The organism is Hymenobacter mucosus, assembly GCF_900188255.1.
Lineage (GTDB): Bacteria > Bacteroidota > Bacteroidia > Cytophagales > Hymenobacteraceae > Hymenobacter > Hymenobacter mucosus.
Map to the genome: position 1 here is coordinate 1 of NZ_FZNS01000009.1, position 13204 is coordinate 13204.

Annotated in this window: 7 protein-coding genes; 2 read left to right on the plus strand and 5 right to left on the minus strand. The window is 54.7% G+C overall.

Going from position 1 to position 13204, the window contains the following annotated elements:
* Positions 1–313: 313 nt before the first annotated feature.
* From CHB83_RS17780 to CHB83_RS17800, 5 genes are all read right to left on the minus strand, one after another.
* On the minus strand, positions 314–1594 hold the full coding sequence (locus CHB83_RS17780) for a M16 family metallopeptidase (protein WP_089333596.1): 1281 nt from the start codon (positions 1592–1594) through the stop codon (positions 314–316).
* 11 nt (positions 1595–1605) lie between these two features.
* Positions 1606–2802: a type IX secretion system outer membrane channel protein PorV gene (porV, locus tag CHB83_RS17785; protein ID WP_045689266.1), complete on the minus strand. Its 1197-nt coding sequence runs from the start codon at positions 2800–2802 to the stop codon at positions 1606–1608.
* 46 nt (positions 2803–2848) lie between these two features.
* Positions 2849–6784 carry a type IX secretion system sortase PorU gene (porU, locus tag CHB83_RS17790; RefSeq protein WP_089333597.1) on the minus strand — a complete coding sequence of 1312 codons (3936 nt, stop codon included), beginning with the start codon at positions 6782–6784 and terminating at the stop codon, positions 2849–2851.
* 135 nt (positions 6785–6919) lie between these two features.
* Positions 6920–7657: a CDP-alcohol phosphatidyltransferase family protein gene (locus tag CHB83_RS17795; RefSeq protein WP_089333598.1), complete on the minus strand. Its 738-nt coding sequence runs from the start codon at positions 7655–7657 to the stop codon at positions 6920–6922.
* A 115-nt stretch (positions 7658–7772) separates the two neighbouring features.
* Entirely contained in the window at positions 7773–8408 is a 636-nt protein-coding gene (locus CHB83_RS17800; RefSeq protein WP_089333599.1) for an MBL fold metallo-hydrolase, read from the minus strand.
* Positions 8409–8526: 118 nt separating this feature from the next.
* Here CHB83_RS17800 and CHB83_RS17805 point away from each other — a divergent pair, with 118 nt between their 5' ends.
* Both CHB83_RS17805 and CHB83_RS17810 read left to right on the plus strand, forming a co-directional pair.
* Positions 8527–9651 (plus strand): NAD(P)/FAD-dependent oxidoreductase, encoded by a 1125-nt coding sequence (locus tag CHB83_RS17805; protein WP_089333600.1) that lies wholly within the window; start codon positions 8527–8529, stop codon positions 9649–9651.
* Positions 9652–9668: 17 nt separating this feature from the next.
* Positions 9669–12974 (plus strand): TolB-like translocation protein, encoded by a 3306-nt coding sequence (locus CHB83_RS17810; protein ID WP_089333601.1) that lies wholly within the window; start codon positions 9669–9671, stop codon positions 12972–12974.
* The last annotated feature ends 230 nt before the right edge of the window (positions 12975–13204 follow it).

The window sequence follows — 13204 nt, forward strand, 5'->3', positions numbered from 1 at the left end:
TTAAGCCCCGGAGCGCCCATGGTACTGCCTTCACCGGCGGGAGAGTAGGTCGCCGCCAACCTTACTGTTTTTGCGGACGAGCCCCCGGCTGCGTCACCCAGTCTCCCCGTAGGGGGAGGAGGGGGATGCGCCGGGGGCTCGTCCCGTTTAGGGCCTTCCCAGCCGGGAGGCTCTTTTATCTATTTTGCTCAACAAGCCTATCTAGCGTTAACATTACCAGCCGGGGGCTTAGGAGCTAGCTTTCACTGTACGCAGCGCCCCACCGCCCCGTCTTTGCTTAGGCGGAGCGGTGGGGCGCTACGTTTTTATCTGCTTATCGTGTTGGGCCAGCTATTACCTCAATCATACTACTTGGTGAGAGGTATTCCTGAGCTAGCTCTCGCAGAGTGCTTGCCTCAACTTGATCAACCTCCTTCAAGAAGTCAGAGTAAAATGTACTTGGTAGGTCGTAGAAGATAATGCTCTTATACTTGTCACATTGTTCAAATACAGTGCTTAGTTCGTTAGCAAACTTACCAGCCATGTAGTTTTTCACTGTTCGCAACTCGTCTGCTGGAATTAAGTCTTCTTGCAACAAGCGTAGCTCATGCTGAACTTCCTTAATGGCCACGTCTGCATTCTTGGCGTTTACATCTGAACCAATTGCGAAGCTAGTTGCATGTTCGCGTGGGCCAGTGCTAGCGTAAATACCGTAGGTCAGGCCTTTGTCTTCGCGTATGTTCTTCATCAGGCGCGAACCGAAATAACCGCCGAGAACTTTGACTAGTACTTGGAGCTGGTGCGTCTGGGGGTGGTCAAGTGCCGGCCATAAACGACCAATGCGTAGAGAAGCTTGAATGCTGCTAGGTACTGTAACATAATCGAGTGCAGGTCCGCTAGCAGGAGCAACAGATACAAGCTTTTCGAGTGGCTTTTCAGTTACAATGCCTTCTCCTAGCGTTTGGCGCACCAACTGCTCATGGTACGTACTGACATCACCGCATAAGAACAGCTCAGCGTGTGAGAGCTGGTAGGTAGCATGGTAGAAAGCTTTAACCTCCTCAGAAGTTGTTTGCTCGAATTGCTTTTCGTTAAAGACCACTCCGTACGGATAGGTAGCTCCATATAGGTTCCTAGAGAACCGTTCAGCTGCTAGATAGCTAGTTTTTTGGCGCTCTACCTGGACGTTTTGGATAGTACGGGTCTTGAGTTGGTTGAACTCGTTTTCGGGGAATGTAGCTTCAGTTAAAACATCTAGGAACAAGGGAAGAAGCTTTTCCAAATGGCGAGCTAAGCAGTACAGCGTAAGCGTTGCCCGGTCAAACCCTTGTTCGCATTCCAGTGAAGCGCCGTAGAAAGCTACTTCATCAGCAATCTGCCGGGCCGTGCGGGTACGCGTACCTTCCAGTAGCATACGAGCGGTGAGTAGCGAAACGCCGGAAGCAGTATCGTACCACTTTCCGGCTTTGAATACCGCCTGGAGGCGAATTACTGGCTGGGCTGCGTTACAAAGAACGTGGAGGCGGGCTCCATTAGGGAGCGAAAACACGTCAGCCGCGGGCAGCGTTACGCTGGCCAGCGGCTGAACGGGAGGAGCGACTGTGCGGTCGAGCATTCAGTAGGGAGTTAGTTGGTCGGAGACGGCTCAGATTCACCGAAGGCATCCGAGAGGTCATTGACGTTAAAGTGCAGAGAGATGCGGATTGTTTGCGAGAGCGGATTGTTGCGCGAGTTTGGTACCAAGTAAGCTGCATCAACCCCTAGTACGTTGTAGCGCAAGCCCGCTCCAAAGCTGAGGTATTGCCGGTCACCTTTTCTGGGATTCTCGTAGAAGTAGCCAACGCGTGCCATCAACAGATCGTTGTACGTATACTCAAGGCCAGTTGATAGGTTAATTTCGCGTAATTCCTCTTTGAAGCCGCCTGGGGCATCACTAAACGAGTTGAAGACAGCTGCAACAATACCTTGCTCAGCACGCTTTCTGTTCTCGTCTACCACGGATTGCTTGGTAGTATTCGTCGGATCATCAACGTCGTAGAAAGGCGTTGGAACCAGAAGCTTGTTCACGTCGAAAGCTAGGGTAAGCTTGTTATAGGGGTCCAGCTCTTTTGTAATGGCCGTACCCAGCTTAAGATTCATAGGTAGAAAATCTGGCTGAGCGACATTGGTATAAGATATCTTATTGCCAATGTTAGAAATAGTACCACCTAACGACAAGTTGTACTCGCCCGCTCCAATTGTGAGGTCGTTGGTGTAATAGGCTCCCAGGTCAACGGCTACGGCATTAGCAGGCTTCGTATCGGCAGCGCCACCAGTGAGGTTAGAGCGCAGGAAGCGGGCATTTAAGCCAACGCCAAAGTTCTCGCTGAGCTGCTGACCATACCCTATGGTTAAGGCGTACTCTTTGGGGTTGAACGTTGGACCGGCTTGGCCCTGGGCATTACGGTACTGAATCTCACCCAAGTCAAAGTACATCAGATTGGCAGATAAGCCAGCGCGTTGGCCAATCTTGGCGGTACCGGAGAGGTAGGCAAGGCCCATATCATTAGCTACGCTAGCTAACCAAGGCGTATACGAGGGAGAAACGCTGTACTTGTACCTAACGAATCCTAGCTTACCAGGATTGTAGTATCCGCTGTTGGCGTCTGGGCTAATGGCCACCCCTGCCTCGCCGAGGGCTGCTGAGCGCGAATCAGGACTGATTGTAAGGATGGGTACAGCAGTGGTAATAGCGTTTGACTGGGTCTGGGCCTGAGCAGCAACTGCGAGGCTCAAAAGACTAGGAACAAGGGCAAAACGCAAGGACAGTTTTGTCGAACGCATAACAACGGAAAAAGTAGGAGCGGAAGGTAGGCGAAAAGCCAAGGTTTTAGTTGAGAAGAACTAATTTTTCGTATTTGGAAGCAGTAGAGCCGTCGCTTGTGCGAACACTCACCCGGTACACGTATACCCCACGCGCGAGCTGATCGTGGTACTCATCGCGCCCATCCCAGGTGATGGACGACACGTGCGAGCCAGCAGCCAGCGCCGAACCTTGTAGCGTGCGAACCAAGCGACCCGCTACCGTGAAGATCTGCACTTGAATGTCTAACTCTTCCCCACTCCGGTTATGATCGAAGTGGAAGGTCGTGTTACCAGCAAAGGGATTAGGATAGTTCAAGACGTGTTGCAGAGCCAGCTTGTCGGTGGAGGCGGCAATGAATTCTAGACTACGCTCACTGGAGTTGTTATACGTATCCCAAGCCTTCACCTTAAGCAGGTGTGGCCCCGGAGTAAGTTCTTTGAACACATACTGCACTTGGCCCGCCTGAAAGCTATCCACCTTAGCGGTGTAAAACTCATTCAGGATAATGACTTTGTTAGGGTCATTATCAAGACTAGCCGTAATGTCGTGGCCGATACCGGAGCCAGCCGTATTGATACCACTTTCATCCCGTAGCTTACCCAGCAGGGTAGAGGTAGTAGGAGTCAGACCGCCAAACACGAATGACTCATCATTGTTCATGAAAAGCCGAATGCGAGGCGGGATGGTATCTAACGAAGCCAAATCGGAAGCACCACCAACTGGCACCAAGCGGGCACCGTGGGCGTCTTGCTTACGAATGGAGTCGGCGGCATACAAACTAATTTTGCCTAGCCCAAAGCTGTAGTTGATATCCTTCGGCACCACAAAGTTGACAGTGAACCGACCGTTGGTTACGCTGGCCTGCCCATCATACACCACGTTCTCGCGAACAACTACGGAAATTACCGAGTCAGAGGATTCATTGCGCAACGTTTTAACGATGGACTGCTTTTCAAAGACCGTTACCTGAGCCGTGCCGGTAAAGGTAGAATTACGCTGACCGCTTTGCTGTACTTCTCCTTTGAGCACTACTCGGCTTAGGGCCTTTAAGGTGTCTTGCTGGGTAGCTCCTACAGGGCGGCCGTTGAGTTCCGTCACAACGGTCTGTTGGTCGGGGTAGGCTAGGCGCATGGAAGGGTCGCCTAGCAAGGCGTAGTTACGGTTGGCATCGCCAAAGGCGGCTATGTTTTTGGCCGTGGTGATGACGTCCCCAATGCGGGGCATGGTCCCGTCGGAGCGCCGTTGTAGCACGTCGTTAAAGAACTCAACCGCTAGGCCTTGGTTGTTGCTGGCGTACACTACCCGCGTAGTGGTAAACAAGCCAATAGCGCCCCCTGCAATGTCGGTCAGGGATAATTCGCCGGCGGAAGTGAGTTCAGGGTTGTCGTAAGTACTAAAGTCGCACGTACCGGTGAACATGAACGCCAAGCGGCGGGTATTTTGCAGGCGAAGAACAGAAGCACTGGTCAAAATTTGCTCGTCGGCCCAGGCAGTGGGGCCACCATGCCCGATATAGCTCACAAGTAAGGAACCCTGCTCAAACGACTCATCAATTGCCTGTTCGCACTCGGGGGAGCGCTGACCCGCGGCTACAGGGTTTTGCCGGTACATGTCAAGATACACCTTGCGCACGTTGTAGTTGGGCTGCGTAGTAGCCAGCGGGTTTGCTAGTGGCTCGGCACCTGCTCTTGTAAATAGGTTTGCGTCGCCGTCATCCGTGACGAACGTGAGGCGGTTGCGCCACTTGCCATAGCTAGTCGGGCTGTCGTAGCGGATAAGCTTATCGACTACCGCCTTTGCCATATCAGCATTGCCATATTGGCCTACTGCCGAGCGCACTGGGAGGCGGCCAACCCGCACGTCCATTAACTCATTGGAGCCTGGTAACCACGCACCCTCGTCGTCGTCGAGGATGCCGTAGTAATCATCAGAGGAATAGCTAATGCCTTGGTTGTTGGGGCGGAAGCCTTGCACGGGGTCAAAGCTTTCTACTGATTCGTAAACGGGAACGTAGTTCTGGGCAATACGGTCGGCGTCGGCTGGTAAACGGTTTGCCCACCAGCTGGGCTGTTGGGCTTTGTTGTTTGTTGGGTCCGACTTGTAGTCGTAAGAAGCGTCGCCGAAGAGGAGGAGGTACAACTGCTTGCCAGATGGTGACCGGTCGTAGATCATCTTCATCAGGTCGCGGATGGCCGTGACATCCTGCCCTCCCGAACCAAATTCGTTATATATCTGCGTGGTCGTTACTACGCTTGCCACCAAGCCATCGTGACTAGCACGGTGGTCGGCCAACCGCTGGGCCTGCGCTAAAAACGCAGGGTGCGTGACAATGACCAGGTCTATTTCCCCGTCCAGATTCAGGGTGTGCAGGTTTTGGTTGGCAACCTTGCCAAAGCCTAATGGCGCGGGAAAGGAGCTGCCCGGCGTAAATGCCACGAACTCGCGTAGCGTATCGGTGCGTGCCACGAAGGCGCCGTTGTTAAAGCTAACAGCTGCTGGCCGGCGCGGGTTGGTGACGTCCCATACGGTAGCACCGGCGGCGTTGCCGACATCAAACTGGCTAATGGCTGCCGGCCCAATGTTTTCGAGAGAACGGAACTCCAAGCTGCTCCCATTTAAGCGTAACTGACGCTGGGCATTAAGTTCTAGATAGTCTAAGTACCCCTTGGCTGAGAGGTCTGAGCCGCCATTGTAGGTAATATCTACCCGTAGCTCCGCCGGAGCCGTGGCAGGAACCACATAAGCGAAGGTAGATACACTAGTGTTGGCTATTTCCGGATAGGGAGTTGGTGTTCTGCCGCTTACTACCTGCGTACTGGTTTGGCCATTGATGCCTACCTGAAATATAGACGAGCTAGCCCCCGTAGACACCACCGATGACGTGATGCTAGCGGTGGTACCCGGGACCAAATCGGCCACCGGAAAACTAAAGGTTTTCTGGTTAGTGGTCGAGAATTCCTCTCCCAGCCAGGTGCGGCCCGACTTCAGAAGGTTGAGAAGGTCGCGCTCATAGTACTGCCGCTCTGTAAAGGCAGTAATGCGGGCCGTAGGCGTGCCCGTAACGGCTGGAGCTGTTGCCACGCGCCGGCCGGCAGTGGTGCCTACCGTCAGGAAATAGTAGGCGGTATCGGTATAAATATTGGTTTGATGGCGAAAACGAGTGGCAAAACCATCGCGCACCCAGGTATGTGGGCCGCGGGCATAAAATAGAAAGTACTCGTTGTCGTCGAAGGTAGCATTGGCATCGCCAACAAATTGGATAGCATTTTCCACCAAATCATCGGGCCGATAGGCTGCATTGGCTTGAGGAAGCGTACCCATTGCATTGCCATATAAACGCAGGCGGCTAGGGTCAATGCCCTGCACAGTGAGTCCAAAGCTCTGTAAGGTGGCTTTGCTGAGCTTGTAGATGCCGTTGGAGGGTACCCCAATCTTAAACCACTCGCCCTGGTTCAGAACGGAGGTACGGGCGTACACGCGGGTGCTTTGTCCGTCGCGGCGGGAGTCGGAGCTACGCGTGTAGGCGTAGGTGAACGACGTGAGTTTTTCGGCTTGTCCGGTTTGGGGGTTACGGCGTAGGGGCTGCACCGCCAGTAGCGTGACTGGTTGACGTTGCTCGGTGGTATGGGTAAGCCATACTGTTGGGCTAGCGGGAAGCGTAGCAAGGCTAAGCTGGCGCGTTTCTAGGGGCGTGGCGGCCTCGTATACTGCTTCGCGCAGCTGCCCATCCGTCACGTTGCCCGTCAAGCGTAGCTGATACGTACCTACCTGCTCATTCATGCGGAATGTAGCACCCCGGAAACTGGGCACGCGGCGCAATTGGTTGCCTACTATTGCGGGTACGGTTCCCAGCCATTCTACTTTTCCCTGTACCACCTGCTCGGCCGACTGAGCTGCAGCAGATGCCACAAAGCCCAACGCGGCCACTGCGGCCAGAACCCAACTAGTAAAGTGGCGCATAAAAAATGCTCAATAGTCTGGTGAACGAGGAGTGGTTAATACAGTTCGCAACAGGTAGTAGGTAGGCACAGTTCAGCAAACGCCGGCTACTTAACTATCGGACCAGGTAAATATTGTGGCCTGCCAATAGAAATATCAGGCGCGCGCAGTCTTTACCACTGAGAGCAGCACATACAGTAAAATAACCAACGGGATGGCCGCCGCTTGCAATACTACTAGCAGGCCCAAGCTCAGCAGTAGGAAAATGAACTGCAGAGAATTATCATGCCACCGTAGGTTTTTGAATTTTAAAGCAAAAAGGGGAAGCTCCGCTACCAGTAGCCCCGCCAAAGTCAGCGCCAGGAGCAGCAGTACCCACGGGTTCAGAATAATATCCTGCAGGGAAAATGTGTCGTGGACTAGAATGAGTGGTAATGAGGCTACCACCAAGGTGCAAGCAGGCGTAGGCAGGCCAATAAACGAGTCAGACTGCCGGGTATCGTTGTTGAACTTGGCCAGCCGCAGCGCCGAAAAAATACTAACCACGAAGGCGACGTATGCCAACCATTCAGGGAGACCAGTAGCGGGGAGGGCATGCCGCAGCAACTGAAATAAAATAGCACCCGGCACTACCCCAAATGACACCATGTCGGCCAGGGAGTCCAGGTCCTTCCCAATGGGAGAAGAAACGTGCAGGGCACGCGCCACCAATCCATCAAAAAAGTCGGCCACGGCAGCTATGCCAATGAGGTAAGCTGCCGTTACTAGTGGCATCTGCCAGGAAAGCGAAGTAGCGTCAGCCTGGGAGACGCCAGGGCCGAGGATAAGGGTAAGAGCTAGGCAGCCGCACAGTAGATTTAAGCAGGTAAGCGCGTTTGGGAGGTGCTTTTTCAAGGTTTGGAGGTAATCAGGAGCTAGTAGAGCAGGGCACTGCGCCCCAAGGAGATTTTCAGAATAGGAAGTAAGTTGAATAGCAGCTAGGACAGCAAGCCGCGCGGGGTAAAATACGCTAGCGCAAGAATGGGTTGCTTTTCCGCTCGGCGCCAATGGTGGTAGCAGGGCCGTGGCCCGGATATACCGTTACATCATCGGGGAGGGTAAGCAACTGGCTTTTGATGCTTTCAATGAGAGTATCGTAGTCGCCGCCAGGTAGGTCGGTGCGCCCAATGCTGCTTCGGAATAGCACGTCGCCGCCAATGACGGTACGCGTAGGTGCATGGTAGAATACTACATGGCCCGGCGCGTGGCCCGGCGCAAAGCGCACTTCCAGTTCGGTTTCACCAAAGCGCACCGGCTTCTCCGGCGTTAGAAAACCGGTAGGCTCGGCGGGCGTGTAGTGTGGAAATCCATAGTTAGAGGCATACGTAGGGACGGCCCGTAGCACGCTTAAGTCAGCTTCGTGAATAAGAAACGGGACTTGATAGGTGTCGAGGATAAACTTATTGCCTAGCACATGGTCAATATGGCAATGCGTGTTCAGCAGTAGTACCACCTGCAGCCCTTGCGCAGTAACAAATGCTTGTAGTGCCTCCTGCTCGGCCCGCTCGTAGCAGCCGGGGTCTACCACTACGCATTGCCCAGAGGCATCATGCAGCAAATAGGTGTTTTCAGAAAAAGCATTGAAGGTAAATCCAGAGACAGTCATGCAATGAAGGAATGAGGCCAGTGCCAGCCGAATAAAATTGCGAGGGTAAGTTACGAGTCTTACTGCGAATGATGCCCACGCTACCCGCGTTTCATCCTACCCCCGTACCTTGCCAGCCATGACACAAGTAGAGTACCTGATAATAGGCCACGGCATTGCCGGGGCTACCCTGGCGCACGAGCTACGTAGGCGTGGCCGTAGTGTGCTTGTGATAGACACGCCCCAGCCTGATTCGGCCTCGAACGTAGCTGCGGGGCTGATGAACCCTGTGGCGGGCAAGCGCTTTGCCTTGGCCTGGCGCGTAGAAGAATTGCTACCCGCCGCTAGCGCATTCTACCGCCAGTTGGAAGCCCGTTTTGGCCAGCCATTTTTCGTGGAAGCTCCCATCTTGAAGCTGTTTTCCTCCGTAGCAGAACAGAACACAGTAATAGCCCGCAGTGCGGACCAACCGTGGCGACACTTCGTGGAAAACCCAGGCGAGCCGCTGCCAGTGGTGCCTGGCATGCGAGCAGACTATGGGGGCCTACGCATCCGAGGCGGAGGCCACGTACTAGTAAGCAACGTGCTGGCTGCCTTGGCCGCCGAAGGAATTCAGGAAGGTTGGTTATGGCACGAAACTTTTGTTTGGGAGCAGCTTGTTCCGGCTGCGGAAGAGGCCGGGGGAGGTCTGCTTTATGCAGGTCGGGTACGGGCGCAGCATGTAGTGTGCTGCGAAGGTGCTAATGCCCGGCATAATCCCTATTTTCATTGGCTGCCGCTTACTCCTAACCAAGGAGAAGTGCTGGACGTGGAATGCGCCGGTCTTTCTGATCAGCAAGTATTAAATAAAGGCGCCTACGTGGTACCGCTCGGCAACGGGCAGTTTCGGGTGGGCGCAACGTACCGTTGGCCGCCCTTTGCGGCGGGCACCACTCCGGAAGCTCGCCAAGAGCTTAGCCAGCGCCTGGATGCTATGACCACCGAACCATTCCGGGTGACAGGCCAGCGGGCCGGGGTTCGGCCGGCGGTCCGCGACCGGAAGCCATTGCTGGGCACCCACCCGGCGCAAGCTTCCGTACACATTTTCAATGGCTTCGGCTCGAAAGGTGTGATGCTGGCCCCCCGGCTGGCTACCCTGATGGCTGATTGGCTGGAAACTGGCCAGGAGTTGTGGTCCGAGGTCAATATTCAGCGGTATTCTGCGTTATACATTGCCGCCTTGTCTTCGGCTGGGGTAGCATCTTCTTCTGGTTCTCGCTCCTAGTATTTCAGCCTTCTTCTATGAAGCACATCTTCTTTCTTTCCCGGCGCGGTTGGGGCCGTCCGGCTGGCCTGGCTGCGTTGCTGTTGGGTGCCTTTCTGCCGGGTGGGGCCGCCCTGGCCCAAACGGCCCAGGAGCCGTTCGGGCGTGTGCGTATCCAGTACAAGGATTTCAACTGGCAGCAGCTCAGCACCCAGAACTTCAACATCTACTTCTATGCGGGCGGCGAAACCAACGCCCGGCACGCGGCGGAATATGCCGAGAAAGAGTTGCAGCGCATCACGGGGCTTATTGGGTACTACCCCTATTCAAAGACGACGATTATGTTGTACAACTCCGTGGGCGACCTACGGCAGAGCAACATTGGTTTGGATGCGGATAAGTACCAAACCGGCGGCGAGACCTCACTAACCCGCCTCACAAAAGTTCAGATTGCGTTTGAAGGGCAGCAGACGCGGTTCAAGCAGGACTTAAGCACCCACATAACCCAGGTGCTGCTCAACGATATGATGTATGGGGGCTCCCTCAAGGAAGTCATCCAGAGCAGCTACCTGTTGCAGTTGCCCAACTGGTTTATTAGTGGCGCATCGGCGTACGCCGCCCAGGGGTGGAGCGTGGAAATGGACGACTACATGCGTACCATGACCAGCGAGTACGAGGGTACGAAGACGGCGCCGTTCTTTCTTCGCAACCCTGAGTTGGCGGGCCAGAGCATCTGGAACTACATAGCAGAACGCTACGGCTATACTAGCATTCAAAACATCCTCAACCTCACTCGTATTACCCGCGACGTTGAGGTGGGCATTAGTTCGTCGCTCAACGTGCCCTATAAGGTGTTCTTGAAAGATTGGCTGGGATACTACCGTCAGCTGAATGCTCAACCCCAGACGCCGTTTCAAAATACCGACGAGGCGCGGCGCGTAGTGCGCAACAACCGCAAAGGCGTGCTCTACTCGCAGCCAGTGATGAGCCCCAATGGGCAGCGCTTGGCCTACGTGCAGAATGACCGGGGCCGCTACCGCGTTTTGGTCGTTGGTAAAGACGGCAAGGGCCGCGACATTATTCACCGCGGGGGCTACAAAACGCCTGACCAGGAAATTGAAACCCGTTTGCCGGTGCTGGCTTGGCGGGGCAATGGGCAAGTGGCCGTGGCGGAGATGTACAAGGGCGATATGACCTTGCAGTTGCGTGATGCCCAAGGCGGCTTTGGAAGCATGCTAGACCGCCTGAAAGCCCTACTGCCTACTTTCGGCAAAAGTGCTTCCATATTCTCGGTGTACTCGCAGGTCAACAGCATGAGCTACTCGCCCGATGGCAAGTCCTTGGTGTTTAGTGGCGTGCGCAATGGTCAAACCGACTTGTACCTCCTTCGTGCTGGCACCCGGACGCCGGAAAAGCTCACTAGTGATGTTTTCGACGACGTAGAGCCAGCCTTCCTGCCTGGTGGGGGCGGAATAGTTTTCAGCTCGAATCGGTGGCTCGACTCGGCTGGCACAGCAAAAGGCAGCTTTGGGGCAGTAGTGAATAACTACGACCTGTTTCTGTATCACCTCGATGGCCGGGCCCAGCCCGTAGAATCGTTGGTGAACACCATTTCTAATGAGGGGCGGCCACGGGCCTTGTCCGACTCTGAGGTGCTGTTCGTGGGCGAGGAAAGTGGCGTGCGCAGCCTATACCGCCTGTCGTTGGCTACCAAGAAGTACCAGCCCGTAACAAGCTTCCTGCCCAACATCAAGGACTACGACTACAACGCTACCTCTGGCACTCTGGGCTTTGTGGCTGCTGAGCAGGCCCGCGACTTCGTGTATTTGTATCCCAACTACGCGTTGCCCGAAAACCTAACGCTTTCCAAAACGGCCCGCCAAGAAATACTGGAAGACCGCTCGAAAGCGCCAGTTCCCACCAAAGCAGCTACTCCGGCACCTAGTCCTACGGCGCCTACTATCGCCAACGCACAAGAGCAGCAAAATCAGAGCAACGGAGAGCAGCCACGTCGTACCGATGGGCGCGTCAATACCACTGACTACGAGTTCGACGAGGATATTCCAACCTCCCGGGCCAACCCCACGCCGCGCCGTATCGCCCGCCAACAGGCGCCTACCATTGTAGCACTGCCCCAGGCCGCCCCCTCCGAAACGAGTGGCGTAACGGGACCGTACCGCTACGATAACCGCTTCAGCGTTGACAATGTGGTATCGTCGTTGTACGCTGATCCACTGTTGGGCCTTGGCATCATTGCCCAGGCTAACATGGCTGACCTGTTTGAGGACCACCGGATTCGGGCAGGAATTTTTGCCCTGACGGATTTGCGCACCAGCAATATTTTTGCTGAGTATACCAACCTCAAACATCGCTACGACTGGACTATTGCTTATACCAAGCAAGCCTACTTCTTTGACTCTGAAACATACCAGAGCCGCTTGCGCTATGGCCGTCACGAGGTAGCGCCTACCATAGCGTATCCTCTCACGCACAACTTGAGCGTCCGTCTGGGGCCGCGCTTTGTAAACGTAAGCCGGCAGGTATTTTCTGACCTCAGCGGTACCACCGATGTAAACCGCAGCTACCTAGGCGGCTCCGGCGAATTGGTATTCGATAACTCCGTTGCTACGGGCGTAAATATGCTAGAAGGTACCCGCATGAAAGTGGGTTACCAGCGGCTGTATGGTCTTGATAATGGAGTGCCCACCTTTGGTAAGATTTACGTTGACCTGCGGCACTACCAGAAAATTCACCGGCAGCTGATTTGGGCTAACCGGGCCAGCTTTGGGCAGTTCTTAGGCGGCGGCAGCTTGCCTCCCTTCTTCCGCCTAGGCGGTATGGACAACTGGTTGAACAACGACTACGATGGTCCGCAACTAGCCACGCGCAGCCAAGACCCGTTGCCGGACCCCACGGAGTTAATGTATCAGCAGTTTGTGACCAATATGCGCGGCTTCAACTACAGCAAGCGCACGGGCCCGAAGTATGTGCTGCTCAACTCTGAACTCCGGCTTCCTATTATTCAGTACCTGTCTCGTAAGCCAATCGACTCCGGTTTCCTTCGGAACCTGCAGCTCACGGCTTTCGGTGATGTAGGTACTACCTATTCTGGTGCTAACCCGTTCAGCGTAAACAACTCGAACAACACGCAGATCGAAGAGCAAGGACAAAACCCCTTTACGGCCACCGTCATCAACTTCAGCAATCCTATGCTGTACGGCTACGGCTTTGGCATGCGCAGCACTGTACTGGGCTTCTACGTGAAAGGCGACCTTGCATGGGGCCGGGAGAACTACACGGAAAAAGGCCCGAAAGTATACGTGACGCTAGGGTACGATTTCTAGGGTAGCTACTACCCACTTGCGGAAAGCCGTCGAAAGAAATTTCGGCGGCTTTCGTTTTTGTACCCACGCGGTTGCAAGCACCGCTGCATCCCCTCAGTGTGCGGCCCACTACGAACTGCACCAGTAAATAGGTAGCAGATTCAGATGGATTCCGGACCTAATAGAGGCTAATCCGGGAGTTGGGTTGTATCTTTGCGGTCCTTTTACCAGCCGTGTTGCCGTGACGCTAC

Excerpts from the sequence above, each read along its gene's own strand:
- CHB83_RS17810 (WP_089333601.1), top strand. The coding sequence starts at position 9,669 with ATGAAGCACATCTTCTTTCTTTCCCGGCGCGGTTGGGGCCGTCCGGCT.
- porU (WP_089333597.1), bottom strand. The coding sequence starts at position 6,784 with ATGCGCCACTTTACTAGTTGGGTTCTGGCCGCAGTGGCCGCGTTGGGC.
- porV (WP_045689266.1), bottom strand. The coding sequence starts at position 2,802 with ATGCGTTCGACAAAACTGTCCTTGCGTTTTGCCCTTGTTCCTAGTCTT.
- CHB83_RS17805 (WP_089333600.1), top strand. The coding sequence starts at position 8,527 with ATGACACAAGTAGAGTACCTGATAATAGGCCACGGCATTGCCGGGGCT.
- CHB83_RS17780 (WP_089333596.1), bottom strand. The coding sequence starts at position 1,594 with ATGCTCGACCGCACAGTCGCTCCTCCCGTTCAGCCGCTGGCCAGCGTA.
- CHB83_RS17800 (WP_089333599.1), bottom strand. The coding sequence starts at position 8,408 with ATGACTGTCTCTGGATTTACCTTCAATGCTTTTTCTGAAAACACCTAT.